Source organism: Actinoplanes sp. NPDC000266 (assembly GCF_042899005.1).
Taxonomy (GTDB): domain Bacteria; phylum Actinomycetota; class Actinomycetes; order Mycobacteriales; family Micromonosporaceae; genus Actinoplanes.
This window is the reverse complement of sequence record NZ_JBIAZI010000005.1, coordinates 595,111-620,822: the sequence shown is the minus strand read 5'-3', so window position 1 is coordinate 620,822 and position 25,712 is coordinate 595,111. Positions and strand designations below refer to the sequence as shown.

The window sequence follows — 25,712 nt, the reverse complement described above, 5'->3', positions numbered from 1 at the left end:
AGCCACGCCAAAAGTCGGGTCACATGCGAACGGCGCCCGCTCCCGGTGAGCCGGGTGCGGGCGCCGTCGACGCGGTTACTTCTTCTTCGCGGCGTTGACCTTGGCGTACTTGGCCTGGAACTTCGCCACGCGGCCCGCGGTGTCGAGCACGCGCTGCTTGCCGGTGTAGAACGGGTGGCAGGCGCTGCAGGTCTCGACACGGATGTCGCCCTTGGCGGTGCTGCGGGTGGAGAAGGTGCTGCCGCAGGAGCAGATGACCTCGGTGGTCGTGTACTCCGGGTGGATGCCGCTCTTCATTTTTCTCGGTCCCTCTCAATTGATGGTCGCCGGGTCGCTGTCAGCACCGCGCCGCCCCTACAAGACGGTGGGCTCGGGCGTGAACCGGAACCGTGGCCGATGGACCAGTCTGCCATGTCTCGAGTCGTACCGAGAAATCGCCGGTCCGATGGGCTCCAACGCGCGGTTTCTCACTGGTATTCCGCGCGCCTAACGCGAATAATGTCCGTTTCTCGTCCGGTAAAGTCGCTGGTGCATGTCCAGACTGCTGATCACCCGGGGTCTGCCGGCGTCCGGCAAGACCACGTTCGCGCGCAAGCTCCAGCCCGGCGTGGTGCGGGTCAACCGTGACGACCTGCGCCGGATGCTGCACGGCACCCGGCTCTACACCCAGTGGGCCGAGGCGCAGGTCACCGACGCCCAGCGGGCCACCGTCGAGTCGCTGCTGCGCCGGCGCACGAGCGTGATCGTCGACGACACCAACCTACGGCCGAGCAAGGTGCGCGAGTGGGCCGAGCTGGCCGCGCGGTACGGCGCGAGCTTCGAGGTGCACGACTTCACCGACGTGCCGCTGAAGGAATGCCTCCGGCGTGACGCCGCACGCGACCCGGGGGAACGCGTCGGCGAGCACGCCATCCGCGGCATGTTCGACCGATATCTGGCCAACCGGTCGCTGCCGCTGCCCGTGCCCTACGTGGCGCCCGGCGGGCTCGCCGCCGTCTACGAACCCGATCCGGAGCTGCCGCCGGCGCTGCTGGTCGACATCGACGGCACGGTCGCCCTGATGAACGGCCGCGGGCCGTACGACTGGGACGAGGTCGGCTCCGATCTCCCCCACCAGTCGGTGATCACGGCGGTGCGGGCGATGCACGCGGCCGGGAACGCGATCGTCTTCTGCTCGGGGCGCGACGAGGTCTGCCGCGCCGAGACCGAGGCCTGGCTGGGCCTTTACGTCGACGTGCCGTACGAAGCACTATTCATGCGGCCCTGGGGCGACAGCCGCAAGGACTGGGTGGTCAAGCAGGAGATCTTCGAAGATCAGATCCGGGACCGCTGGCGGATCGTCGGCGTCTTCGACGACCGGCGACAGGTGGTGCGGATGTGGCGTGAGCTCGGGCTGACCGTGTTCCAGGTGGCGGAAGGAGACTTCTGATGAAGTACCCCCGCACCTTCCACCTGCCCGGCTCCCCCGGCGCCACCCACGACGACAAGGTGCAGCACGATCTGTCCTGGCTGGACGGTGAGCTCGTGGTGACCGAGAAGCTCGACGGCGGCAACCTCACCTTCACCCGCGACGCGATGTACGGCCGGTCCCCCGACTCGGGCACACAGCCGTGGGACCGGCCGGCGAAAGCGCTGTGGGCGATGACGGCGTACCGGATCCCCGACGACTGGCGGGTGTGCGGCGAGTCGATGTGGGCCCGGCGCAGCATCGCGTACAGCGACCTGCCCGGCGTCTTCATCGTCTTCGGCATCTGGGACGAGACGGACACGCTGCTCGGCTGGGACGACACGGTCGACTGGGCCCACCGGCTCGAACTGCCGGTGGTCCCGGTCCTCTACCGCGGCGGAAGCCTCACCGAGGCCCGGTCCGCCTGGGCCGCCCAGCGCGACGAGGAGCGCTCCGAGGGCTACGTGGTCCGGTCGGCCGGGCGCATCCCGGCCGCCGAGTTCGACCACCGGCTGCTCAAATGGGTGCGCTCCGGCCACGTCCGCACGCCCGACTCGTGGCGCCACCGCGACGACTTCGCGGTGAACGAGTTCGCCTAACCGCCCAGCAGACCCCGGTAGTGGTCGAGCAGGAAGGTGCCCTTGAAGCCGGACGCCGCCTCGGCGTCGAAGAAGCCGAACTCCGGGGCGTAACCGGCGCCACCGGACGGGCCCACGGTGACGATGATGCCGTCCGGGAACGGCTCGTACGGGGTGAGCGGCCCACCCTCGATCAGGGCGCGGATGTTCGCGGCGGCCACCTCGGCCTGGCGGGAGGCGGCACGGCCGGTCTTGATCTCCGGGGTGTCGTTGAGGTCGCCGACGGCGAAGACCCGCTCGTGCCCGGCCACGCGCAGGTGCTCGGTGACCGCGAGCCGGCCGCCGGGTCCCCGGGACGCGGCCAGTTCGGCGCCCAGATAGTCGCTCGGCACCGTGCCGCCGTAGCAGGCGAACCACAGGTCGGCCGCGAGCACCTCGCCGTCGCCGGTGGTCACCGTGAACGGGCGGACCGCGCCGGCCGGGGTGTCCGGCGGAGTGTCCAATTTGGTGTCGAGCAGCAGTCGTACGCCCAGCTCGTCCAGCTGCCGCGCCACATCCGCGCGCATCTGCTCCGGGAACCGGCCGCCGAACATCTCGGCCGACGGGTCGACGACGGTCACCGGCTTGCCCGGCCAGGCCGCGGCGATCTCGCCGGCGAACTCCACGCCGATCGCACCGGCCCCGAGGAGCAGCACCCCGGACGCCCGGTCCAGCGCGTCGTGCAGATCGCGCAGCCGCGCCGCCACATCGTCGCGGCCGGGCATGTCGAGCCGGGTCGGGAACGCGCCGGTCGAACCGGTGGCCAGCACGATGTAGTCGGCGTCCAGGCGTACGCCCGAAGCCAGCTCGACCACGCCGGGACGGACCTCGGCCGCGGTGTCGCGCATCACACGGCCCCGGGACAGCAGACCGTCGTACGGAAAGAAGATCTTCTCGGCCCAGGCCGGATCGGCCGCCGCCCGCAGCTGGGCGACGTGGTGGAAGAACATCTCCTTGGGCTCCACCACGGTCACGTCGGCGACGTCGTCCAGCTCCCGGGCCACCACGATGCCGCCGTAACCGCCGCCCACCACAATCACTTTCGAAGTCATGACCGGAACTTTTCTGCGGCGGGCGGCGAACAGGGAGACCGCGCTCAGGGTGGTAGCGGCGGGGACACCTTCGGCGGCGCCGGCGTTGTTACCGTCGACTGGTGGGCGACAACGAGCTGGGCACATTCCTGCGGGCGCGCCGGGCCGAGGTGACACCGGCCGAGGTCGGGCTGCCGCCCGGCAGCCGGCGGCGCACGCCCGGTCTGCGCCGGGCCGAGGTGGCGATGCTGGCCGGGGTCAGCGTCGAATATCTGATCCGCCTCGAGCAGGGCCGCGACAAGCACCCGTCCCCGCAGGTGCTGGCCGCGCTGGCCGGCCCGCTGCGGCTGACCGCGGCCGAGCGCGAGCACCTCTACAAGCTGACCAAGTCGTCCAGCGTGATCTGCGGCGCGCTGGCCCAGGACCCGATGCGGACCGTCCGCCCCGGCCTGCGGGCGGTGCTCGACCGGCTCGAACCGGCCGCCGCGGTGCTGATCAACCAGGTCGGCGACCTGCTCGCGTACACCTCCGGCTTCCGGCTCCTGACCGGGCCCGTCGGCCTGCTCGACGGCGACATGCCCAACCTGACCCGCTATCTGTTCGCCGACCCGCGCGCCCGCGACGCCTATCCGGACTGGGCCCACATGGCCGACGAGCAGGTGGCCGTGCTGAAGGCCGGGCCGCCCCGCCCGGACTTCGCGGACGAGCTGACCGTGGTGGCCGGTCACGAGTTCACCGAGCGGGCCGAGCGGGTGCCGGGGCTGCCCCGGCCGCACGGCCTGCTGCGCCTGGCCCATCCCCAGGCCGGGATGCTGCGGCTGTCCTACGAGACCATGACGCTGCCCGGCGACCACGGGCTGCGGCTGGTCATCCAGCTTCCGGCCGACGAGGCCACGGGCGAGGCGCTACGCGCCATCACCCCGTTGCGGCTCGTTGCGGGCTAGCCGCGCCGCCTCTTCGTCCAGGTAGAAGTTCGGCTTCAGGTCGGCCTCGTCGTAGTAGCGGTGGAAGACCGGTGTCACCCCGCCCGACATCGGCGGCACGATCCAGGTCCAGTCGGCCGGCACCCGGCGGCCCGCCCGCTGCTCGTTCTCGATGTGCTTGAGGAAACGCTCCGACTCGGTGTGGTGGTCGCTCATCCGCACGCCGGCCCGCTCGAACGAGTGCAGCACGGCCCGGTTGAGCTCGACCAGGGCCCGGTCCTTCCACAGCGTCGAGGGCCGGCTGGTGTCCAGGCCCATCCGCCGCGCGACCTCCGGCAGCATGTCGTAGCGGTCGCTGTCGGCCAGGTTGCGGGCGCCGATCTCGGTGCCCATGTACCAGCCGTTGAACGGGGCCAGCGGATAGTGCACGCCGCCGATGGTGAGCCGCATGTTGGAGATGGCCGGCACCGCGTGCCAGCGCAGGCCGAGCTCGGCGAACCAGGCGTACTCGGGATGGGTGAGCGGGACCTCGTGGATTGCCCTTTCGGGCAGCTCGTAGAGGCGTACCCCCTCGTGCGGGGTCTCGATGGCCAGCGGGAGAACGTCGAACTGCTCGCCCTTGCCCCGCCAGCCGAAGCCGCGCATCGCGTCGGTGAAACCGGCCATCCGCGAGTCGCCCACCGGGCATCCGCCGGCGTCGCCGTATCCCGCGTACCGGATCAACTGCTCATTCCAGACCCGGGCGTACGGACGTCCCGGCTGGGCCGCCGCGAAAATGCTGATCACCGGGCGGATCGTGCCCTCGCCGGCGGTGCGCAGATGGTGCACGAGCAGCGAGAAGATCTCGTCGGCGGTGCGGGCCCGGCGACGGTCGAGCACCATCAGGCTGCGCCAGTACAGGCGGCCGATGCACCGGCTGGCGTTGCGCCAGGCCATCTTCGCGCCGTGGGCGAGCTCGTCGGTGGTGTGCACGTACGTGCCGGTGGCCGCGATCTGCGCGCGGACGATGGCCAGCCGGGGCTCGACCGGGCCGAGCCGGGGGTTCTCCGTGTAGCACTGCCGGAGGAAGTCCTCGGCCTCACCGGGATCGGCGGGCGCCGCCGGATCCCACGTCTCGGACGGTGTATCCCGGTAGCCGGGCACGTTCATACGAGCGCCTCCCACTAGAGCTTCAGGGAGGTTCGCACGACCCCGGTCGGGTGGAACCACACTGCGTGTGCGACAAAAAGGACGCAGCCCCTCCGTTAGGAGAGGCTGCGTCCCGTTTTGCGCTATTACTCGCCAGGCGTGGACTTGGCGATCTGCATCAGGAACTCGACGTTGGTCCTCGTCTGCTTGAGCCGGTCGAGGAGCAGGTCGAGCGCGGCACCCGAGTCGAGCGAGTGCAGCACCTTCCGGAGCTTGTGGATGATCGCCAGCTCTTCCTTGCCGAGCAGGATCTCTTCCTTACGCGTGCCGGACGGGTCGATGTCGATGGCCGGGAAGACCCGCTTGTCGGCGATCTTCCGGTCGAGCTTGAGCTCGGCGTTGCCCGTGCCCTTGAACTCCTCGAAGATGACCGTGTCCATCATCGAGCCGGTCTCGACCAGCGCGGTGGCGAGAATGGTCAGCGAGCCGCCGTTCTCGATGTTGCGCGCCGCGCCCAGGAACCGCTTCGGCGGATAGAGCGCCGTCGAATCGATACCACCCGACATGATGCGGCCGGAGGCCGGCGCGGCCAGGTTGTACGACCGGCCCAGACGCGTCACCGAGTCGAGCAGCACGACCACGTCGTGGCCCAGCTCGACCAGGCGCTTGGCCCGCTCGATGGCCAGCTCGGCGACCGTGGTGTGGTCCTGCGGCGGCCGGTCGAACGTGGCCGCGACGACCTCGCCCTTGACCGAGCGCTGCATGTCGGTGACCTCTTCGGGCCGCTCGTCGACCAGCACGACCATCAGGTGGCACTCGGGGTTGTTGTGGGTGATCGCGTTCGCGATCGCCTGCAACACCATCGTCTTACCGGCCTTGGGCGGCGAGACGATGAGCGCCCGCTGGCCCTTGCCGATCGGCATGACGAGGTCGATGACCCGGGTGGTCAGGATGTGCGGCTCGGTCTCGAGACGCAGCCGCTCCTGCGGGTAGAGCGGGGTGAGCTTGTAGAACTCCGGACGGCGCCGGGCCTCGTCGGGCTCCATCCCGTTGATGGTGTCGAGCCGGACCAGCGGGTTGTACTTGTCGCGGCGCTGGTCGCCCTGCCCGCTCTCGCGGGGCGTGGCCCGCACGGCGCCGGTGACCGCGTCACCGCGGCGCAGCCCGTGCTTCTTGACCTGCGACATCGACACGTAGACGTCGTTGGGGCCGGACAGATATCCGGTCGTCCGCACGAACGCGTAGTTGTCGAGCACGTCGAGGATGCCGGCCACCGGCACCAGGACGTCGTCCTCGCCCACGTGCGGCTCGCGGCCGCCGTCGCGCTGACCGCCCTCGTTGCCGTCCCGGTCACCGCGGCCACGCCGGCGGTCACGGAACCGGCTGCGCCGGCTACGACGGCCGCCGTCGCTGTCGTCGTCGTCGTGACCCTGGTCGTCGCGCGGTCCACGGTCGCCGCGGTCGTCACGCTGGTTGCGGTCGCCACGGTCGCCGCGGTCGTCACGCGGGCCGCGGTCGTCACGCGGGCCGCGGTCGTCACGCGGGCCACGGTCGTCACGCGGGCCACGGTCGTCACGCTGGTTGCGGTCACCGCGGTCGTTACGGTCGCCGCGGTCTCCTCGATCGTCCCGGTTGCGCTGGCGGTCGCGGTTGCGCTCGCCACGCTCGGGCCGCTCGGTGCGCTCCACGGTCTCGGTCTCGGCGGTCACCGCCGGAACCGGGGCCGTGGCCACGACCGGGGCAGTGGCCACAACGGTGGCCGGAGCCGACTCGGCGGCGACGGCCGGCGCGGTCTCGCGGGGCGCGGTCTCACGCTGGGCGGTCTCACGCTGGGCCGTCTCACGCGGGGCACGCTCACGGCGGGCCCGCTCGCGACGGCTGCCACCCTCGGCGGCCGGCGCCGCCTCCGGCTGCGCGGCAGCGGTCTGCGGCGCCTCGGCCACCGGCGCCGCCTCGGCCACGGGAGCTTCGGCCTTCGCGGCCTTGGCCTCGCTCCGCGGACGCGGCGCGCTCTCGGCCGCGGCGGCACCGCCGCTCTGCTTCTCGGTGATAGCGGTGATCAGCTCACCCTTGCGCATGCGGGCCGTGCCCGAAATGCCCAGGGAGGCGGCGAGGCTCTGCAACTCGGGCAGCAGCATCGCGGACAGCCCGGTGCCGCCTCGGCGGCGCTTCGTGGCGGTCGCGGTGGTGCCGGCGCCGGCGTCAGCGACGTCAGAAACACCCGACGTCACGTCGGTGGTGTCGCTCAATGGATTCCTTCCGTCGGAAAAAGCCCGAGACTCCCGGTTTCTGCAGCCTGGTGGCCGGGTGTCGCGGTACCCGCCTCGCACAAGCGGCGCGGGAGTTTGTGCAGCACGGCAGCTCGACGGTGTCCCTGCTCGTCAGAGGTTGGCGAGTAGGTCTCGGCGAGTGCAGCGACCTTTCGATGCTGCTCGGCGTGTGCCTTTGAGGAGGTGAGACGGCCAGAAGGCCATAAGAGTCTCGGGGGTGCGCGCCGAACCGCAGAATCGCTCGCTTCGCGGCTGTGCTTGGTCTTGAGCGTAGTCAACTCGTGCGACCTGCGGCAACAGGGCCCCGCTAGGCGAGTTCCACCATACTCCCTTTGACAAGAGCACCGGCGACATCCACGCCCAACGTCTCGGCGCGCCACTCTGTTCCCGGATGAAAATCGGCCGGGACCTCGGTCAACGCCAGCACGGACGGTCCGGCCCCGCTCACCACGGCGGCCACGCCGACCGACCGCAGCGCCGCCACGAGCGACGTGGTCCCCGGCATGGCGTCGGCCCGATAGCCCTGGTGCAGCCGGTCCTCGGTGGCCGCGTGCAGCAGCTCGGGCGCGGCGGTCAGCGCGTGAGTGAGAAGCGCCGCACGGCCGGCGTTGAACGCGGCGTCGGCGTGCGGCACGGCCGAGGGCAGCGCGGCCCGCGCCGACGCGGTATAACCCCGTTCCTTCGGAACGAAGACCGTCGGGTGTACGCCATCCGACACCGGCAAACGCACGGCACGAGCCCCCGGCCCCTCGGTCCAGGCGATCGTGAAACCGCCGAGCAGGCACGGCGCGACGTTGTCGGGATGGCCCTCGAGGCGGGCCGCGATCCGCAGCGCGTCCTCGTCGCCGATCAGGCTCGTCCCGCCCGCGACCAGCCCGCGCGCCAGTTGCACGCCACCGACGATGGCGGCCGACGACGATCCCATCCCGCGCGCCTGCGGAATGCGGTTCACACACTCGACGGCCAGACCGGCCGGCCGGCCGCCCAGCTCGTCGAAGGTCGCGAGCATCGCGCGCAGCACCAGATGCGTCTCGTCGCCGGGCAGCTCACCGGCGCCCTCACCCTCGACGGCGACCGTGTAGCCGGCGTCGGTGACCCGGGCGGTCAGCTCGTCGTACAGAGTGAGCGCGAGCCCCAGCGTGTCGAAGCCCGGCCCAAGGTTGGCGCTGGTCGCCGGCGTACTGACCGAGACCGGCTCGGTACTGAAGGTCAGGCCCATCGCCACATGCTAGGTCCCGCTGATCAACCTTCTTGTCGCACCCACCCACTAAGTTCTGCCTCGTGTATGCGATCGGGCCGTTCGTCGGCATCCTCATGGTGCAGTTCCCGGTTCTGGCCGTCCTGATCGCCGGGCTGGTCATCGTCTCGATGCCGGGGCGCCGGCTGCCCGGGCGCAGCGGGACGCTGGCCCGGGCCGGGCTCGGCGTGCTGCTGGCCGAGGTCGTGGCGTCGATGACCTGGAGTGTCGTCTTCACCCAGATCGTGGCCCAGGGTCCGTTCGACATGTCGGTGACCCAGTTCAGCGTGGTCAACGCGATCATCAGCTTCATGCTGGCGCTCTTCTTCGCAGCCGGCCTCGGCCTGCTGGTCGCGGCCCTGGTCAGCGCCCGGTCACGAGCCGACGGCTGACGGCTTGCCGACCCGCCGCGTGGCGATCCGCCAGCCGATGGCGTAAAGCAGGGTGATCAGGCCGCAGCCGGCCAGGATCCACCGCTCGTCGACCACGTCGACGACCGTCGTGGCGCCGAGCTGGCTGACCGCGATGGCCATCGTCGCCAGCATGAGGTCGGTGGCGAAGACCCGGCCGCGCAACCGGTCGGGCACCTCGCCCTGCAACGCGTAGTTCGACAGCGTCCAGTTCGCGCCGCCCGCGAGGTGCGCCGCGAAGACCAGGGCGAGCACGGCCGGAAACCACGGCGTCACCGCGACACCGATGTAGCTGACGCCGTAGAGGCCCATCGACAGCGCGAGCCCCGGGAAGAGCCAGGACCGGCGGCGCAGCACCGGCCGCAGCAGGAACGGCCCGACCAGCGCGCCCGCGCCGCGGACGGCGAAGAGCAGGCCCGCGCCGAGCACGCCGGCGCCGTGCATCCCGGCGATGAGCGGAAAGACGATGAGCACGCCGTTGCCGAGGCCGGCCGCGCTCTTGACCGTGACCAGGGCCCGGATCCGGGGGTTGTCGCGCAGATAGCCGAAGGACTCGCGGATCGCGTGCGACGTCCGCTGCGGCTCGGCGCCGTCGTCCCGGGGCGCCTGCATCGGGCGGCGGATCAGGGAGGTGAGCAGCGCGCCGGTGAGCAGGCAGGCGGCGGCGACACCGAAGCTGACGTACGGGCCGAAGGCCGCGCCGACGATGCCGCCGAGCGACGCGCCGACGATCGTCATCGTGCCCCAGGTCGAACCGGACACCGCGTTCGCGGCCGGCAGATCCTCGGGCTCGACGATGTTCGGCAGCGCGGCCGACGCGGCCGGCGAGTAGAAGGCCTTGGCGATCGCCATCAGGCCGATCGCGACCAGGGCCAGCGGCGCGGTCGCGGCGGATCGGACCGTGAAAAGCAGCAGCACCCCGGCGAACACGGCGAGATTCGACAGAATCAGGATCTTCCGTCGATCGAACCGATCGGCCAGGGTGCCGGTGAACTGCAGGAGCAGGGCGTTGATGCCCGTGTCGACCGCGAGCACCAGTCCGCCCCAGATTCCGCTGCCGGTGAGCTCGGGGAGCAGCACCAGCAGCGGAACCATGACGAACCAGTCGGAACCGAAGACCACCAGCTCGGCTCCGAAGAGCCGCCGGAAGTCCCTGTTGCGGGTAAGGACCGAGAACGCTTTCGACACGTACCCGAACCTACCGGCAGGAGGCGATCAGCCTTCCTGGCGCTTGGGCATCTTGAGCACCTCGAACTGGTCGGTGTAACCGCGCAGCGCCGAGGCGGGCTCCTTCGGCGTCTCCGGCGCCGGCTCGTCCGCCACCGGAGCGCCGCCCTTCTTCGCGAGGCGCTTGGCCCGCCGCTTCTCCTTGCGGTTCTCGACCATCGTGTAGAGCGTCGGCACCAGCACCAGCGTGAGCAGCGTCGAGCTGACCAGGCCGCCGATGACCACAATGGCCAGTGGCTGCGAGATGAAGCCGCCCTCGCCGGTGAGGCCGAGCGCCATCGGGATCAGCGCGAAGATGGTCGCGATGGCGGTCATCAGGATCGGCCGCAGCCGGTGCCGGCCGCCCTCGATCACCGCCTCCTGCACGCCCATGCCCTGCGCTCGGTAATGGTTGATCAGATCCATCAGCACGATGGCGTTCGTCACCACGATGCCGACCAGCATCAGCACACCGATCAGGGCCGGCACGCCGAGCGCGGTGCCGGTGACCAGCAGCAGGATGATCGCGCCGGTCGCCGCGAACGGGATCGAGACGAGCAGGATGATCGGCTGGATCAGGCTGCGGAACGTCGCCACCATGATGATGAAGACGATCGCGATGGCGGCCAGCACGGCCAGGCCCAGCTGCTGGAACGCCTCGGCCTGGTCGGCGCTGACGCCGCCGATGGTGGCCGTGGCGCCGGCCGGCAGGGTGAGCGCGTCGAGCTTCTTCTGCAGCTCACGGGTCGAGGCGCCGAGGTCGGAGCCGGTGGCCGTGCCGGTCACCGAGACCGTGCGCTCGCCGTCGACCCGGGTGACCTCCTCGGGACCGTTGACCTGCTTGATGTCGGCGACCTGGCTCAGCGGCACGACGCCGCGGGCCGTGGTCAGCGGCAGCTTGGCCAGGGCGGCCGGGTCGGCCGGGGCGGCGCCGAACGAGATCACGACGTCCTGACCGGAGCCGTCGATCGAGATCTGACCGGCCGGGACCGAACGGAAGGAGCCCGAGACGGTCTGGGCGATGCCGGCCTCGGTCAGCCCGTACTGAGCGGCGACGTCGCGCTTCACGGCCACGTCGAGACGCGGGACGCTGGCGGCCAGCGTGCTGGTGGCGTCGATGACGCCCGGCGTCTCGGACATCGCCTTCTGCACCTGATCGGTGGCGGTGGTCAGCGCCTCCGAGTCGGCCGACTTGACCTGGACCGACAGCTCGCTGCCGCCACCGAGGCCGGAGTCGTCGGCGCCGACGGTCACCTCACCGACGTTGCTCAGCTTGCCGATCTCGTCGCGCAGCTGGTCGGTGAGCTCGACGGCGTCGGCGTCCTCCTCGAGGCCGACGTTGAAGCTGGCCGTGCTGGCGCCGCCGCCACCCAGGAACGGGTTGAAATCGCCGCCGCCGATCGAGACCTGGTACGTCTTGATCCCGTCGGTCTTGGCCAGCACGCCCTCGATCTGCTTGGCCGCGGCGTCGGTGGTGGCCAGGTTGGTGCCGACCGGCAGCTCCTGGCTGATGGTGAGCGAGTCCTGTCCGGACTGGTCGAGGAAGTTGGTCTTGAGCTGGGTGGCCAGGCCGAGCGTGCCGATCAGCACGACCAGGCCGATCGAGAGCGTGGCCCAGCGGCGCTTGGTGGCGAAGCGGATCACCGGCAGGTAGCCCCGCTGGAGCGGGTTGCGCCGCTCCTTCTCCTCGGCCGCGCGGCGGACCGCCTCGGTGTCGGTGCCCTCGGGCGGCGGCTTGAGGAACCAATAGGCCAGCACGGGTACGACGGTGAGAGCCACGAAGAGCGAAGCGATCAGGGCCACGGTCACGGTGATCGCGAAGGACGAGAAGATCTGGCCCACGAAACCGCCGACCAGCGCGATCGGCGCGAACACGGCCACCGTGGTGAGGGTGGACGCGGTCACCGCGCCCGAGACCTCGCGGACGGCGGTGATGATCGCGTGGACCTTCTCCTCGCCGTACTCCAGATGTCTCTTGATGTTCTCCAGGACGACGATCGAGTCGTCGACCACGCGGCCGACCGCGATGGTCAGCGCGCCGAGGGTGAGCAGGTTGAGCGTGTAGTCGCCGATCCAGAGCGCGATCAGCGCGATCAGCACCGACAGCGGGATGGAGACCGCCGTGACCAGCGTCGACCGCACCGACATCAGGAAGATCAGGATGACGATGACGGCGAATACGAGGCCGAGCAGGCCCTCGGTGGTGAGGCTCTCGATCGAGCGCTCGACGAAGGGCGCCTGGTCGGTGACGACGGTCAGCTTGGCGCCGGAGTCCTTCTCGAGGTCGGCCAGCTTGTCGCGCACCTCATGGGAGATGTCGACCGGGTTGCCGTCGGGCCGCGCGGTGACCGCGATGCCGAGGCTGGCCTCGCCGTCGGTGCGGGTGTACGAGGTGGCGGCGGGCAGCTTGCTCTCGACGGTGGCCACCGACCCGAGCTGGACCGGGCCCTTGCCGCCGGTCAGGTAGACCTGCTTGAGCTGGTCGAGGGTGGTGATCGGCGTGCCCACCTGGACGGTCAGCGACTTGTCGCCGTCGTTCACGGCGCCGGCCGGCACCGAGATGCCGTTCTGCTGGAGGACGGTGGTGATCGCCTGCGGGTTGACGCCGGCCGCGGTGAGCTTGGCCAGGTCGGGCGTGATGACCACCTGCTGGGACCGGGCGCCGGTGATCGTGGTGTCGCGGACGCCCTCGATGCCGTTCAGCTCGGGCACGACGGTGTCGTTGAGCTTGTCGAGGAGCGCGCTCTCGTCGCCGCCGCCGGACGCGGCGAGCACGATGGCCGGGATGTCGTCGGTGCTGCCCGCGAAGATCGTCGGCTCGACGTCGTCGGGCAGCTGCGGCTGCACCCGGTTCACCGCCGTGGTGAGCTGGTTGACCGCCGAGTCGATGTCGGTGCCGTAGACGAAGGCCACGGTGACCGTGGCGACGCCCTCACGGGTGGACGAGGTGACGCTGTCGATGCCGTCGAGGCCCTTGGCGGCGTCCTCGAGCGGCTCCGTGATCTGATCCTGGATGATCTCCGGGCCGGCGCCCGGCAGCGTCGCGGTCACGAAGGCCGCGGGGAACTCGATCGACGGGAACAACTGCTGCTTCAGCGACGGGATGGCGAAGATCCCGAAGCCGGCGATGACGATGGCGACTAGGGCGACCAGGCCTCTGTTGGCGAGGCTGAGCCGGGTCAGAAATGACATGTGCGCTCCCCCGGTAATAGTTCGTCCAGCATGAATAGTTTGCCTGACGCGAACAAATGGTTTTTCCCGGGGGTGCACTGGTACCGTCCGACATCAGATGGACGCAAAACGGCCATCAGTGCGTCACAGGGAAAGGGTCGGCGGTGGCCGAGAAGGAACAGCTCATCGCGGACATTATGGGCGCGCAGCACCGCCTGCAGGACCTGATCGCCGAGGACCAGGCCGATCCGCTGTTCTCGTCGCACCTGACGTTGTCGCAGCTCAAGATACTCATGCTGCTCTCCCGGCACGGCAATGTGCCGTTCGGCGAGCTCGCCGCCCTGCTCGGGGTCGGCGCCGCCGCGCTCAGCGGCATGATCGACCGCCTCGTCGTGCAGGACCTGGTGACCCGCACCGAAGACCTGCACGATCGGCGGGTACGCCGGATCGGGCTGTCACGTGCGGGTCGCGAGCTCATCGGAAGCATCTTCAACGCCGGGGAGGCGAAGATGCGCGCGCTCCTCAGCCGCCTCTCAGCCGAGGAGCTCGATCGGGTCGCTCAGGCGATCCTGCTGCTCGTCAAGGTCGCCGACGAGGAGTGGGGCGGCGGCTCAGGCCAGGCCTAGCTCGCGGGCCGCGATCAGCACGTCGTTCTGGATCGTGGTGGGCGAGGGAGCCGTCGAGATGGCCCACTCCGGGTCCTTGAGGCCGTGGCCGGTGACCGTGCAGACCACCCGCGAGCCCGCCGGCACCTTGCCCGCCTGGGCCTGCTGGAGCAGCCCGGCCACGCTGGCCGCGCTGGCCAGCTCGACGAAGACGCCCACCTCACGGGCGAGCACCCGATAGGCCGAGAGGATCTCGCGGTCGGTGACCGACTCGATCAGGCCACCCGAGGAGTCGCGGGCGTCGAGCGCCTTGGTCCAGCTGGCCGGGTTGCCGATGCGGATCGCGGTGGCGATCGTCGACGGCTCCTCGACGACCTTGCCGGTGACGATGGGCGCCGCGCCGGACGCCTGGAAGCCGTACATCTTCGGCAGTTTCGTGCTGTTGCCGGCGTCCTTGTCCTCGCGATATCCCATCCAGTACGCGGAGATGTTGCCCGCGTTGCCGACCGGCAGGCAGTGGATGTCGGGGGCGTCGCCGAGCGCCTCGACGATCTCGAACGAGGCCGTCTTCTGCCCGTGCAGCCGGAAGATGTTGACCGAGTTGACCAGCGCGACCGGGAAGTCCTGCGACAGCTTGGAGGCGAGCGCCAGGCAGTCGTCGAAATTGCCGTTCACCTGCAGCAGCTTGGCCCCGTGGACCAGCGCCTGGGCCAGCTTGCCGAGCGCGATCTTGCCCTGCGGCACGAGCACCGCGCAGGTCAGGCCGGCCCGGGCCGCGTACGCCGCGGCCGAGGCGCTGGTGTTGCCGGTGGAGGCGCAGATGATCGCCTTGGCCCCGTCCTCGACCGCCTTGGACACGGCCATGGTCATGCCGCGGTCCTTGAACGAGCCGGTCGGGTTGGCCCCCTCGACCTTGAGGTAGACGTCGGCGCCCGTGCGCTGCGACAGCACGGGAGCGGGCACGAGCGGCGTGTTGCCCTCGTGCAGCGTGACCACGGGGGTGGCGTCGGTGACCGGCAGCCGGTCCCGGTACGCCTCGATCAGTCCCCGGTACATGGTCGTCTCCCTCTTTCGTTGGCCAGCACCAGAGTGCCTCAGCACGCCGGATTTTGGGACTGCCCGTCCGCTATTCGGGACGGGGGCACACCGCCTCGACGTTGTTGCCGTCCGGATCGCGGACGAAGGCGCCGTAGTAGCTCTCGTGGTACTCCGGATGAAGAGCCGGCGCGTGCAGCACCTCGGCCCCGGCCGCGACCGCCGCCGCGAAGAACGCGTCGACCTCGGCCCGGGTCGACGCCCCGAACGCGATGTGCGACTCGCGGAAACCCTCGCCCTCGCTGAACTCGCTGATCCAGAAGTCGGCCTGATCGGTGCCGTACCCGATCGCGACCTTGACGTCCATGAGCCACCGGCCGCCGAGGGGCGCCAGCGCCGCGTCGTAGAAGGCCGCCGCGGCGGCCAGGTCGGAGCACTGGAACCCCACGTGGTCGAGCACGGCTCAGACGCCTCCCTCGACGCGCAGCACGCTCGCGATGGACCGGACGATCTCGAGCCGGGACAGCGACTCGACGGTCGCGGCCAGGTTGGCGTCCGGTGCGCCGTGGGTGACGATGACCAGCTTGGCGTCCTCCTCGCGGCCCGACTGGCGCACGGTCGCGATCGACACCTCGTGCTGGGCGAAGACGCCGGCCACGGCGGCCAGCACACCCGGACGGTCGTCGACGTCGAGGTTGATGTGATAGCGCGTGACGGCCACGCCGATCGGGCGGACGGGCAGGTGGGCGTAGTTGCTCTCGCTCGGCGCCCGGGTGCCGGCGAGCCGGTTGCGGGCCGCCGCCACGATGTCGCCCAGCACCGCGCTCGCGGTCGGCCGGCCGCCCGCGCCGCGGCCGTAGAACATCAGCTGGCCGGCCGCGTCGGCCTCGACGAAGACGGCGTTGAAGGCGTCGCCGACGCTGGCCAGCGGGTGGCTGCGCGGGATCATCGCCGGGTGCACGCGGACGCTGACCGACTCGCGGCCGGACTCGTCCGCGCCGCGCTCGGCGATGCAGAGCAGCTTGATGGTGCAGCCCATCTCCTGGGCGCTGGCCATGTCGCCCGCGGTCACACCGGTCATGCCCTCGCGGAAGACGTCCTCGGCGGTGACCCGCGTGTGGAACGCGAGCGAGGCCAGGATGGCCGCCTTGGCCGCGGCGTCGAAGCCCTCAACGTCGGCCGTCGGGTCGGCCTCGGCGTAGCCCAGCTCGGTGGCCTCGTCGAGGGCCTCGCTGAAGCCGGCGCCGGTGGCGTCCATCGACGACAGGATGAAGTTCGTGGTGCCGTTCACGATCCCGGTGACCCGGGTGACCCGGTCGCCGTGCAGCGACTCGCGCAGCGGCCGCAGCAGCGGGATGGCCCCGGCCACGGAGGCCTCGTAGTACAGATCGGCGCCGCCCTCGGCGGCCGCGTCGTGCAGCGAGCCGCCGTCCTCGGCCAGCAGCGCCTTGTTGGCCGTGACGACGCTCTTGCCGGCGCGCAGCGCCTCGACCAGCCACGAGCGGGCCGGCTCGATGCCGCCCACCACCTCGATCACCACGTCGACGTCGTCGCGCTTGACCAGGCCGAGCGCGTCGGTGGTGAACAGCGCCGGGTCGACCGGGAGGTCGCCGCGCTCGCGGCCGAGCCGGCGCACCGCGATCCCGACGATCTCGAGGGGCGCGCCGATCCGGGCCGTCAGGTCGCCGGCCTGGTCGTGCAGCAGGCGTACGACTTCCGAACCGACGGTGCCGCAGCCCAGCAGGGCCAGGCGAACCGGTTTCACACTCATCCGACATCCAATGCGAGCAGGTCGTCCTCGGTCTCCCGGCGCACGATCACGCGCGAGGCGCCGTCGCGCACCGCCACCACCGGCGGCCGAGGGACGTGGTTGTAGTTGCTGGCCATGCTCCGGCAGTACGCGCCGGTGCCGGGCACCGCGAGAAGATCTCCGGGCTGCACGTCCGCGGGCAGGAATTCATCCTTCACGACGATGTCCCCGGATTCACAATGCTTTCCCACCACGCGGGCCAGCATCGGCTCGGCGTCGCTCTCCCGGCTCGCCACGGTGGCCGAGTACGAGGCGTCGTACAGGGCCGTACGGATGTTGTCGCTCATGCCGCCGTCGACGCTCACGTACGTACGGATGCCGTCGACGTCCTTGACCGTGCCCACCTCGTAAAGCGTGAAGACGGCGGGGCCGACGATGGCCCGGCCCGGCTCGATGGAGATCTTCGGCTTGCGCAGCGAGGCCAGGTCGCATTCGCTCTCGATGATCTTGTTGAGACGTTTGGCCAGGTCGCCCGGGGTGGAGGGCGTGTCCTGGGTGGTGTAAGCGATGCCGAAGCCGCCACCGAGGTCGAGGTCGGGCAGCTCGACGCCGCGGGCGTCGCGGATCTGGGCCTGCAGCTCGAGGACGCGGCGGGCCGCCACCTCGAAGCCGCTGGTGTCGAAGATCTGCGAGCCGATGTGGGAGTGCAGGCCTTTGAGCTCGAGTCTGTTCTCGTCGAGAATCTTGAGCGCCGCCTGGAGGGCCGCGCCACCGGCCAGCGAGAAGCCGAACTTCTGGTCCTCGTGGGCGGTGGCGATGAACTCATGGGTGTGAGCCTCGACACCTACCGTGACGCGGAGGAGAACGTCCGGCCGCTTGCCCGCTTTTTCGGACATCTCGCTTAAGCGGTCGATTTCCTGAAAAGAGTCCACGATGATGCGGCCGACGCCGGCATCGAGGGCCCGCCGGAGCTCGGAGATCGACTTGTTGTTGCCGTGGAAACCCATCCGCTCCGGCGGGAAACCGGCGGCCAAGGCGACCGCGAGCTCGCCACCCGAGCACACATCGAGGAAGAGGCCCTCCTCCTCGATGATCTTCACGACGGCCTTGCACAGGAACGACTTGCCGGCGTAGAAGACGTCGGCGTCACCGAAAGCGCTCGCGAACTCCCGGCACCGCGACCGCAGATCGTCCTCGTCGAGCAGATAGGCGGGCGTGCCGTGCTCGGCGGCCAGATCGGCCACGCTCACGCCGGCGATCTCGAGGTGACCCTTCTCGGCCCGGACGACCGTGCGGGGCCACAGTTGCGGCACCAGAGCGTTGACGTCGTCCGGCGTACGCAGCCACGCCGGACCCCGGTGCCCGAGGTCGCCGTGCAGCGCCCCGGCCTCATGCGCTCGCATCCCTACATCCTTTCGGGCGCCGAGACGCCGAGCAGGCCCAAACCGTTGGCAATCACCGTACGGGTGGCGTCGTTGAGCCAGAGCCGCGCGCGGTGGGTGTCGGTGACCGGCTCGTCGCCCTGCGGCGTGACCCGGCACTCGCTGTAGAAGCGGTGGTACGCCCCGGCCAGCTCCTCGAGGTACCGCGCGACGTGGTGCGGCTCGCGCAGCTGCGCGCTGCGGGCCACCACCTCCGGATATTCGCCGAGGGTCTTGAGGAGATCGTTCTCCTTCTCGTGGCCCAGCAGCTCGGGCTTGAAGTCGCCGTCCTCGCCGCGCGTCACGCCTTTGTCCCGCGCGTTGATGGCGACGTTGAAGGTGCGGGCCGCCACGTACTGCACGTAATAGACCGGGTTCTCGTTGCTCGCCCGGGTCCAGATCTCGATGTCCAGGTTGATCGGCGAGTCGGACGAGTAACGGGCCAGCGCGTACCGCGTGGCGTCGACGCCCAGCGCGTCGACGAAGTCCTCCAGGGTCACGACCGTGCCGGCGCGCTTGCTCATCCGTACGGGCTCGCCGTCACGCACCAGATTGACCAGCTGGCCGATGAGGATCTCGAGGTTCTTCGACGGGTCGTCGCCGAAGCAGGCCGACATCGCCTTCATCCGGCCGATGTAGCCGTGGTGGTCGGCCCCCAGCATGATCACGACCCGGTCGAAGCCGCGCTTGCGCTTGTCGAGGTAGTACGCGCAGTCGGCCGCGAAGTAGGTCCAGTCGCCGTCCGACTTGCGCAGCACCCGGTCCTTGTCGTCGCCGAACTCGGTCGTCCGCAACCAGGTGGCGCCCTCGGACTCGTAGATGTGCCCCTGCTCGCGCAGCCGGTCGAGGGCCTCCTGCAACTCGCCCCGGTCGTGCAGGTCCTTCTCGTTGAAGTACGTGTCGAAGCGGACGCCGAACTCGGTCAGCGACTGCTTGATCTCGGCGAACATCAGCTCGACGCCGACCCGCCGGAAGGTCTCGAGAGCTTCAACATCATCGAGCTTGAGTACGTCCGGAGCCTCGGCCACGACCGCGGTCGCGATCTCCGCGATGTACGCGCCGCCGTAGCCGTCCTCGGGCGCGGGCTCGCCCTTGGCCGCGGCGAACAGCGACTTGGCGAACCGGTCGATCTGCGAGCCGGCGTCGTTGAAGTAGTACTCCGTGCCGACCGTGGCGCCGGCCGCGCGCAGCAGCCGGGAGAGCGCGTCGCCGACCGCGGCCCACCGGACGCCGCCGATGTGCACCGGGCCGGTCGGGTTGGCCGAGACGAACTCGAGGTTGATCTTCTCGCCGGTCAGCGCGCCCGAATGGCCGTACTCCGAACCGGCCGCGACGATGTCACGGGCCAGCACGCCCGCCGCCGCGGCGTCGAGCCGGATGTTCAGGAAGCCCGGGCCGGCGATCTCCACCGACTTGACGCCCGGCTGACTGCTCAGCTCCTCGGCCAGCGCGGCGGCCAGCTCACGCGGCGCCACCCCGGCCTTCTTGCCCAGTTGCAGGGCGAGCGTGGAGGCGTAGTCGCCGTGCTCGGGGTTGCGGGGCCGCTCCACCGTCGTCGTCTCCGGCAGCGCGGAGAGGTCGAGGCCGCGGGTCTCGAACACGGCACGAGCAGCTGAGAGAACGGTGGAAGCAAGGTTGGCGGGAGTCACTCAACCATGCTATCGGGGGTAGACTTCGACGCTCGGTGGCCACCCGCGCACCGGTTTCCCCCTCCTGACGAAGTCCCCTCTCCTGACGAACGACGAGGAACGATGAGCATGAGCACGCCGGGTCCCGAGAGGGTCCCGTCCACCGTCAAGGTCGGCAAGACCTCCGGTCAGGGCAAGCCGCCCGCTGGTGGTTCGCGCCCCGGCGCGTCTCGTCCCGGCGCCAAGAAGCCGGCTCCCGGCAAGGGGGGCAAGGGCCGCAAGCCAGTCACTCCGGTCAAGGTCTCCGGAGGCCGCAACTGGGGCCCGATCGCGGTGGCCGGTGTCGTCGTGCTGATCGCGGTCGGCATCATCGGCTACGGCGTCTTCGCCGCGGTCAAGGGCGGCGGCAGCTGGGAAGACCGGGTCAACGCCATCGACGGCGTCGTCGACTACCGCGCCCAGAAGAACGCGGCGATCGACGCGCGCGACCACAAGGACGGCACGCTGCAATACATCACCAGCCCGCCGGTCGGCGGCGCACACAACGGTGTCTGGCAGAACTGCATGGGCGACGTCTACGCCGAGCCCATCGCCAACGAGCACGCGGTGCACAGCCTCGAGCACGGCGCGGTCTGGATCACGTACAAGCAGGGCCTCGCGGCCGACCAGATCGACGAGCTGAAGCAGAAGGTCCAGGGCCAGGACTACATGTTCATGTCGCCCTACGCCGGCCTCGACAAGAACATCTCCCTGCAGGTCTGGGGCTACCAGCTCAAGGTCGACAACGCCGACGACAGCCGCATCGACGAGTTCATCAAGAACGCCCGGCTCAACGCCTCCATGGAGCCCGGCGCGGCCTGCTCCAGCGGCAACACGACGACCGGCCCGGTGACCGCGGCGGCCACCGGCACCGGGATGACGGGCAGCTGATGCCGGTCTCCACCGACCAATCCGCAGCGGTCGCCGCCCCGATCACCTCGGGCGGCGGCCGCCGGGTCGGCCTCTGGTGGCTCGTCGCCGCCCTCGTCCTCGGCCTGGCCCTGGGCATCGGCGGCGGCGTCCTGATCCCGCGCCTCACCCACCCGGGCGACGACTCGGTCGAGGCCGGCTTCCTGCGCGACATGTCGACCCACCACGCCCAGGCGGTGGAGATGTCGATGATCGCCCACGCCGACTCCACCGACAGCCGCATCGTCACCCTCTCCGGTGACATAGCCCTGACCCAGCACGGCCAGATCGGCTACATGCAGGCCTGGCTGCGCAACTGGGGCCTGAGCCCGACCAGCTCACAGGAGCCCATGGCCTGGATGCCCGACGCCGCCGGCTCGGTGGTCAACGGCCTGATGCCCGGCATGGCCACCCCCGAGCAGCTGGCAAAGCTCAGAGAGGCCACGGGCAAAGACCTGAACATCCAGTTCCTGACCCTGATGCGCCAGCACCACCTGGGCGGCATCCACATGGCCCAGGAGATCCTCAAGCTCTCCGACGACAAAGACGTCACCTGGCTGGCCCAGACCATGGTCACCGGCCAGCAGAGCGAGATCGCCTTGATAGACCAGCTCCTGAAGAGCATCCAGGGCAGCTGACGACCCCCGGCGCCGCCAACCCCGTATCCGGTTGGCGGCCCTTCCTTTGGGCCTGCTAGAGTTCTGAACCACTGAGCCCCCGTAGCTCAGGGGATAGAGCGTCGCCCTCCGGAGGCGAAAGCGCAGGTTCGAATCCTGCCGGGGGCACTTGAATACTCCTGGGGCCCGAGCCCCAGACCCCACGCCGTGGTGGCAAGCCCCCCGGATCCCCCAATCAGTGTTTCTGCTGACCACAGTCGTGGTCGAGTCCGCTTCGCGTTCCGGTCGGGCTCTCAGCGGGTCTCTCTCAGCCGGATGATGGCCCCTATCACCTTGTACGGCCGTGTTCGACTCTCAACGACTCTCCACGGCGATTCGTACCGAGGGTGTACCGGCGCCAAAGCAGGTAGAGCGACGAGGCGTAACTGCTGATCTGCCGTCGACGCTGAGCACTCAGCGGCGTCGGAGCCTGTATCCGGCGTACAGGCCGACTCGTCCGTCGCCCTCAAGGCCTGGCCGAGCGCGACACCGCTGACCAGCGGCTACAGGTCGGCATTAATGGTCGTCGTTAGGCGTTCGTGGCCGTCGTCGGACGCCCTAGCGACGCCCTGACGCCCTGGAGACGCCCTAGCTTGGCAACTCGGGGTGGTGCTCCAAGTGCCGACTGACCGCGTACTGATGTCCCGAAGATCGATCTCTAACCTGTTCGCATGACACCGTGGTGGGTGACTGTTGTTAGCGTCTCGGTCGGCGGGATACTCGGCGGCGCCTTCAGCCTATGGGGCGTCAAGATCGTTCAAGATCGAACGGACAGCCGCGAGGCGGCGAAGATCGAGGCAGAGCAGGCTCGCGAGCTCCGCAAGCTGGATAGTGAAAAGCCGTCACGTCTTCGACCGGATCGCATTTCGATCCTGTATGAGATTGGTGAGATGCTGCACGACTTCGACGCCCCACTGGGCGTCATATCCGGCCGGTCGGAGCACGACGAGGAGCGCGACTGGATGGCCGTTGCCGCCGAGGCTGGCAACTTCACTCACCGCCACCGCAAGATGGACATCCGCGTCCGCCTGTTGTTCCAGTACGACGATGGCCTTATCGCCGCATGGGACAACCTAGACACGCGGCTCCGCAAGCTGGACACGACTGTGGAGTACGGCAGCCAGTGGGTCACACCCAGCTGGCTCAAGGACCTCGAAGCGAACGAGCGGGCGCACTGGAGCCTGATCATGAAAGCGGCTGGTGAGGCCCAGCTGGCAGCCGATCAGGTCGACGACGCGATCAACGCTGCTATGCGGCGAATCGATACAGAATAGGCATCGGCCGGCCTCAGCGCTTCCCGCTCAACGCAGGAAGGGCTGGCCGCGTTCCAGGATCGCGGAGTTGAATGAGCCGAGCCGTCTCGTCTCGCCGCGGGGGATTTGAACCCAATAGACCCTATGGCCTGCGGAAACGTGAGTAGTCGGGCACATAAATCGCCTGACCAGCACGGGACCTTTCAACGCCTGACAGCTCGTGACGGTGTTGTACGCACTTCGTCGTGCCGGATTTGTGCCCGATGATCTTGGGTGCGAGGCGACGGCCCACCCGGCCTTGAATCTATGGACTACTGGCGATCAGCCTAGTGACGGTCGCTTGTGCTGGTCAGTCCAGACCGCCAAGCGCCCCAGTCGGGTACGGCCGGAAGCGCTACAACGGCCGCATTAAGCCACTACTTACGTGAAGTTGGCCGGTAAGCGAAGCTGCCTCCGATTAAGCCTAATAGAGCTGACGCCTTCAAAGTTCGGCCATCCTACGGTATAATTGAAATAAAACCGCGCACTTAAAATATGAGGGGGCACTTTGCGATCAGTGGGCGCTGACCTAGTCCGTACCGCAACAGTTTGCGCTTGATTGCCATGTGGACTCCAAGCATCAACTACCGAAATCCTTTCATAGTAGAGGCCGTTCTCGACATACAAACCAGCGCTTCCCCTGCTGGAGGCGAGTTTGCACTAGGCGATTTCCTCAGCCGCCATGACGACTACCCGGAGCGTGATGATTTCACCTCTCAGGTGGTTTCCCTCACCGCTGGGGACTCGGTTTCGGCGAACGTGGACAGCGAGGAAAAAGGATTCTCTTTTCGATCGGCTTCCGGTAAGCGCCTGGTGCGGGTTTTACCCGACAGACTGATTTTTAGCGAGTTTTCCCCATATACCGGATGGGACGCGTTCGCGAGTGAAGGCTTGCGGCTCTGGCGACGTTTTATGAGCAGGCAAAACCCGCTCGGCGTCAAGAGAGTCGGGGTGCGGTATATCAACCGGATCGAAATTGATGCGGCGGAAGCTCCGGTAAGGATGGAGGACTACTTCCACACCTACCCTGCAATGTCCTACGATATTTCGGCTCCGATGAACAAGTTCTTTATGAGCACTCAGTACAATTTTCCTAAGGAGCAGGCGGCCGCAACTGTCACCCAGGCCAGTACGGAAGCGACACGACCCAATGCTTTGGGAATTCTGCTAGATATCGATGTCTGGAGAGATCAGGAGACCGGCTTGGACAGTTCGAACATCAGCCTTGACACTCGACAGATCATTGAAGAGTTGCGCGCGGTTAAGAATTCACTGTTTGAGGCTTGCATTACCAACCAATTGCGGGAGTTGATGCAGTAATGTCAAATCTTCTCCGTGGCGGATCCTTACCAGAAGAAACCTTCAGGCGTGGCAGCTGGTCGGAGGCCGGGACGCCGCACTCCCCCAGTGCCGAGATTCAGAGCCAGTGCATTCATGCGGTCCAAAGGCTTCTCTTGACTCGAACTTGGGGCCAAGAGATACAACGGGTTAACACCTTTTCGACTGTTGTGATCTCGAAAGCAGACGCAGCGCTGTCCGTCTTCCGGAAACTGGATATACCGTTCGACGACGATCATGGGCGGATGACAGCCGGTAGAGCTTATGAAGAAAGCTCTACCGAAGACTGGGATTGGTAGCGGAATAACGTGGAGCCGCACGAAGCGTGGCTTAGCCAGGGTGACGTCTTCAGCCGTGTGCCGATCTTCTATCTTCATACCGACGTTGATGCGACATCCGTCTTGGTCGACGGTCCGAGCTTAGTGCCGGCCATGTTAATCACACACAGTTGCCAGCTGGACAAGCGCACACGAAAAGGCAAATCGAAGCTGCAATACGTTCATTTCTTGCCTATCGCTTCGCTAGACGTGCAAGATAGCGGCCTACAGGACGTGCTCCGGAGAGAAGCTGTCAACCCGGCTCAGGCCATGTTCATTGGCTCGGTTCCGGGAATCGGCGATGCACTAGTCAACGTCGCCGAGACCTCTCGTGTCCCTGCTGCATACTTCGGTCCAGAGCTGAGGGTACCTGAGGACCAGGACGCCGGACTCGATGACATGTACCTCTTCCCAACCAAGAACGACACTAGAGTTGGCCGTATCTCGAAGGACAGGCAGGAGCTCCTTCGCTCGAAGCTCGCGGCGTATTGGGCTCGAATTTCGGCAGCCGACAGCCCGGCGTAGTAGCACTTCCGAGTTTTAGCCTGGAACGACGTTTTCCCAGGCCGGTGTTCCTAACCCGGTAGACCGCAGCGTCGCCCTCCGGAGGCGAAAGCGCAGGTTCGAATCCTGCCGGGGGCACGAGTCTGGGAGTCCTCTGCCCGCTGGAGAGCGCGGGCTGGGGACTCGTGCTTTTTCTTCTGGGGCCCGAGCCCCAGACCCCACGCCGTTGGGAGGTCCCCCGGATCCCCCATCTCGGTGGTTGCGGCTGGGGGGTGATCTCGCTGTTGTGCGGTGGTACGGCGAGCTTGTGGCAGCCATCGGCGGGCGGCAAATTGCCATTGCGGGGGCGTGCGAGAAGTGCGGATTGGGGACCCCACGTTGTGGGAGGACGCCTGCGGGCCTATCTCGGTGGTTCGCAGCTCGGCAGAATCTTGGGCGCTGGCTGGCGAAGCTCGTCTTGCCGACGTCGCCGCGAGCCCCTGTTGGGGAATGCCCCGGTGTGTCAGCTGCTGATGAGTAGGGAATTCATGGCGTAGCACTGCTGTCTAGGCTGGGTACAGCATGTGAGCGGTGGTGTTGGTGTGTAAGAAGGCGTCGGCGTATGACGAAGGCGCGCCGGGGGTTTTGCAGTTCGCCGGTGCGGGATCGCTGGTAGCGCGGTGTCTCCCAGGTTGTCTGAGCGAGCCGAGGGCGCCTGAGTTCCAGTTCGTGGTGATGTGGGCGCGGACCTGGACTCCGGGCCATGGTGTGAAGCACGAGTGGGCGATCTGGGCCTGTG

General features: G+C 68.5%; 21 protein-coding genes and 1 tRNA gene. 10 read left to right on the top strand and 12 right to left on the bottom strand.

Annotated features, from left to right (window positions below):
* Nucleotides 1-75: 75 nt before the first annotated feature.
* The gene (gene rpmE / locus ACFY36_RS23585; protein WP_097318153.1) at nt 76-297 is read right to left on the bottom strand and encodes a 50S ribosomal protein L31; all 222 of its coding nucleotides are present in this window, start codon (nt 295-297) and stop codon (nt 76-78) included.
* Nucleotides 298-532: 235 nt separating this feature from the next.
* On the opposite strand from rpmE, the gene ACFY36_RS23580 reads away from it, so the two are divergent.
* Nucleotides 533-1,429, top strand: coding sequence for a phosphatase domain-containing protein (locus ACFY36_RS23580; RefSeq protein ID WP_499748099.1), 897 nt, complete (start codon nt 533-535; stop codon nt 1,427-1,429).
* Entirely contained in the window at nt 1,429-2,046 is a 618-nt protein-coding gene (locus ACFY36_RS23575; protein ID WP_499748098.1) for an RNA ligase family protein, read from the top strand. The genes ACFY36_RS23580 and ACFY36_RS23575 overlap by 1 nt, the downstream gene beginning before the upstream one ends.
* On the opposite strand, the gene ACFY36_RS23570 is transcribed toward ACFY36_RS23575, so the two are convergent.
* Complete coding sequence (locus ACFY36_RS23570; RefSeq protein WP_499748097.1) at nt 2,043-3,116, bottom strand: NAD(P)/FAD-dependent oxidoreductase; 1,074 nt, start codon at nt 3,114-3,116, stop codon at nt 2,043-2,045. The two genes, ACFY36_RS23575 and ACFY36_RS23570, sit on opposite strands and share 4 nt — an antisense overlap.
* A gap of 101 nt (nt 3,117-3,217) precedes the next feature.
* Here ACFY36_RS23570 and ACFY36_RS23565 point away from each other — a divergent pair, with 101 nt between their 5' ends.
* Complete coding sequence (locus ACFY36_RS23565) at nt 3,218-4,039, top strand: helix-turn-helix transcriptional regulator (RefSeq protein ID WP_499748096.1); 822 nt, start codon at nt 3,218-3,220, stop codon at nt 4,037-4,039.
* On the opposite strand, the gene ACFY36_RS23560 is transcribed toward ACFY36_RS23565, so the two are convergent.
* From ACFY36_RS23560 to thrB, 3 genes are all read right to left on the bottom strand, one after another.
* On the bottom strand, nt 4,001-5,167 hold the full coding sequence (locus tag ACFY36_RS23560) for a nitric oxide synthase oxygenase (RefSeq protein ID WP_499748095.1): 1,167 nt from the start codon (nt 5,165-5,167) through the stop codon (nt 4,001-4,003). The two genes, ACFY36_RS23565 and ACFY36_RS23560, sit on opposite strands and share 39 nt — an antisense overlap.
* A gap of 125 nt (nt 5,168-5,292) precedes the next feature.
* A complete protein-coding gene (gene rho, locus ACFY36_RS23555; protein WP_499748094.1) occupies nt 5,293-7,395 on the bottom strand; it encodes a transcription termination factor Rho in 2,103 nt (700 codons plus the stop codon).
* Nucleotides 7,396-7,723: 328 nt separating this feature from the next.
* Nucleotides 7,724-8,635: a homoserine kinase gene (gene thrB / locus ACFY36_RS23550; RefSeq protein ID WP_499748093.1), complete on the bottom strand. Its 912-nt coding sequence runs from the start codon at nt 8,633-8,635 to the stop codon at nt 7,724-7,726.
* Between the two features lie 62 nt (nt 8,636-8,697).
* Between thrB and ACFY36_RS23545 the strand changes: the two genes are divergently transcribed.
* On the top strand, nt 8,698-9,045 hold the full coding sequence (locus tag ACFY36_RS23545) for a hypothetical protein (RefSeq protein ID WP_499748092.1): 348 nt from the start codon (nt 8,698-8,700) through the stop codon (nt 9,043-9,045).
* Here ACFY36_RS23545 and ACFY36_RS23540 read toward each other — a convergent pair.
* Nucleotides 9,028-10,251, bottom strand: a complete 1,224-nt coding sequence (locus tag ACFY36_RS23540; protein ID WP_499748091.1) for an MFS transporter — start codon at nt 10,249-10,251, stop codon at nt 9,028-9,030. The genes ACFY36_RS23545 and ACFY36_RS23540 overlap by 18 nt on opposite strands.
* Nucleotides 10,252-10,278: 27 nt before the next feature.
* On the bottom strand, nt 10,279-13,461 hold the full coding sequence (locus ACFY36_RS23535; protein WP_499748090.1) for an efflux RND transporter permease subunit: 3,183 nt from the start codon (nt 13,459-13,461) through the stop codon (nt 10,279-10,281).
* Between the two features lie 143 nt (nt 13,462-13,604).
* Here ACFY36_RS23535 and ACFY36_RS23530 point away from each other — a divergent pair, with 143 nt between their 5' ends.
* Nucleotides 13,605-14,066 carry a MarR family winged helix-turn-helix transcriptional regulator gene (locus ACFY36_RS23530; protein ID WP_499748089.1) on the top strand — a complete coding sequence of 154 codons (462 nt, stop codon included), beginning with the start codon at nt 13,605-13,607 and terminating at the stop codon, nt 14,064-14,066.
* On the opposite strand, the gene thrC is transcribed toward ACFY36_RS23530, so the two are convergent.
* From thrC to argS, 5 genes are all read right to left on the bottom strand, one after another.
* Nucleotides 14,052-15,101, bottom strand: coding sequence for a threonine synthase (thrC, locus tag ACFY36_RS23525; protein ID WP_498655243.1), 1,050 nt, complete (start codon nt 15,099-15,101; stop codon nt 14,052-14,054). The two genes, ACFY36_RS23530 and thrC, sit on opposite strands and share 15 nt — an antisense overlap.
* A 70-nt stretch (nt 15,102-15,171) precedes the next feature.
* Nucleotides 15,172-15,540: a VOC family protein gene (locus ACFY36_RS23520; RefSeq protein ID WP_499748088.1), complete on the bottom strand. Its 369-nt coding sequence runs from the start codon at nt 15,538-15,540 to the stop codon at nt 15,172-15,174.
* 3 nt (nt 15,541-15,543) lie between these two features.
* Nucleotides 15,544-16,851: a homoserine dehydrogenase gene (locus ACFY36_RS23515; protein ID WP_499748087.1), complete on the bottom strand. Its 1,308-nt coding sequence runs from the start codon at nt 16,849-16,851 to the stop codon at nt 15,544-15,546.
* Nucleotides 16,848-18,233 carry a diaminopimelate decarboxylase gene (lysA, locus tag ACFY36_RS23510; RefSeq protein WP_499748086.1) on the bottom strand — a complete coding sequence of 462 codons (1,386 nt, stop codon included), beginning with the start codon at nt 18,231-18,233 and terminating at the stop codon, nt 16,848-16,850. The genes ACFY36_RS23515 and lysA overlap by 4 nt, the downstream gene beginning before the upstream one ends.
* Before the next feature lie 2 nt (nt 18,234-18,235).
* Nucleotides 18,236-19,900 carry an arginine--tRNA ligase gene (gene argS / locus ACFY36_RS23505; RefSeq protein ID WP_499748085.1) on the bottom strand — a complete coding sequence of 555 codons (1,665 nt, stop codon included), beginning with the start codon at nt 19,898-19,900 and terminating at the stop codon, nt 18,236-18,238.
* Between the two features lie 102 nt (nt 19,901-20,002).
* On the opposite strand from argS, the gene ACFY36_RS23500 reads away from it, so the two are divergent.
* The 5 genes from ACFY36_RS23500 to ACFY36_RS23480 all read left to right on the top strand — a co-directional run bounded on the left by ACFY36_RS23500 (nt 20,003) and on the right by ACFY36_RS23480 (nt 24,095).
* Nucleotides 20,003-20,809 carry a thioredoxin-like domain-containing protein gene (locus ACFY36_RS23500; RefSeq protein WP_499748084.1) on the top strand — a complete coding sequence of 269 codons (807 nt, stop codon included), beginning with the start codon at nt 20,003-20,005 and terminating at the stop codon, nt 20,807-20,809.
* Nucleotides 20,809-21,465: a DUF305 domain-containing protein gene (locus ACFY36_RS23495; RefSeq protein WP_499748083.1), complete on the top strand. Its 657-nt coding sequence runs from the start codon at nt 20,809-20,811 to the stop codon at nt 21,463-21,465. Before ACFY36_RS23500 ends, ACFY36_RS23495 begins: the two co-directional genes overlap by 1 nt.
* Nucleotides 21,466-21,540: 75 nt before the next feature.
* Nucleotides 21,541-21,612, top strand: a tRNA-Arg gene (locus tag ACFY36_RS23490).
* 542 nt (nt 21,613-22,154) lie between these two features.
* Entirely contained in the window at nt 22,155-22,757 is a 603-nt protein-coding gene (locus ACFY36_RS23485) for a hypothetical protein (RefSeq protein WP_499748082.1), read from the top strand.
* 582 nt (nt 22,758-23,339) lie between these two features.
* The gene (locus ACFY36_RS23480) at nt 23,340-24,095 is read left to right on the top strand and encodes a TIGR04255 family protein (RefSeq protein ID WP_499748212.1); all 756 of its coding nucleotides are present in this window, start codon (nt 23,340-23,342) and stop codon (nt 24,093-24,095) included.
* The last annotated feature ends 1,617 nt before the right edge of the window (nt 24,096-25,712 follow it).

Bases quoted from the DNA above. Each gene is read 5' to 3' on its own strand.
- ACFY36_RS23580 (WP_499748099.1), top strand. From the start codon at position 533: ATGTCCAGACTGCTGATCACCCGGGGTCTGCCGGCGTCCGGCAAGACC.
- ACFY36_RS23570 (WP_499748097.1), bottom strand. From the start codon at position 3,116: ATGACTTCGAAAGTGATTGTGGTGGGCGGCGGTTACGGCGGCATCGTG.
- thrC (WP_498655243.1), bottom strand. From the start codon at position 15,101: ATGTACCGGGGACTGATCGAGGCGTACCGGGACCGGCTGCCGGTCACC.
- ACFY36_RS23495 (WP_499748083.1), top strand. From the start codon at position 20,809: ATGCCGGTCTCCACCGACCAATCCGCAGCGGTCGCCGCCCCGATCACC.
- ACFY36_RS23500 (WP_499748084.1), top strand. From the start codon at position 20,003: ATGAGCATGAGCACGCCGGGTCCCGAGAGGGTCCCGTCCACCGTCAAG.
- ACFY36_RS23480 (WP_499748212.1), top strand. From the start codon at position 23,340: ATGTGGACTCCAAGCATCAACTACCGAAATCCTTTCATAGTAGAGGCC.
- rpmE (WP_097318153.1), bottom strand. From the start codon at position 297: ATGAAGAGCGGCATCCACCCGGAGTACACGACCACCGAGGTCATCTGC.
- ACFY36_RS23560 (WP_499748095.1), bottom strand. From the start codon at position 5,167: ATGAACGTGCCCGGCTACCGGGATACACCGTCCGAGACGTGGGATCCG.
- thrB (WP_499748093.1), bottom strand. From the start codon at position 8,635: ATGGGCCTGACCTTCAGTACCGAGCCGGTCTCGGTCAGTACGCCGGCG.
- ACFY36_RS23515 (WP_499748087.1), bottom strand. From the start codon at position 16,851: ATGAGTGTGAAACCGGTTCGCCTGGCCCTGCTGGGCTGCGGCACCGTC.
- ACFY36_RS23535 (WP_499748090.1), bottom strand. From the start codon at position 13,461: ATGTCATTTCTGACCCGGCTCAGCCTCGCCAACAGAGGCCTGGTCGCC.
- ACFY36_RS23485 (WP_499748082.1), top strand. From the start codon at position 22,155: ATGACACCGTGGTGGGTGACTGTTGTTAGCGTCTCGGTCGGCGGGATA.
- ACFY36_RS23575 (WP_499748098.1), top strand. From the start codon at position 1,429: ATGAAGTACCCCCGCACCTTCCACCTGCCCGGCTCCCCCGGCGCCACC.
- lysA (WP_499748086.1), bottom strand. From the start codon at position 18,233: ATGCGAGCGCATGAGGCCGGGGCGCTGCACGGCGACCTCGGGCACCGG.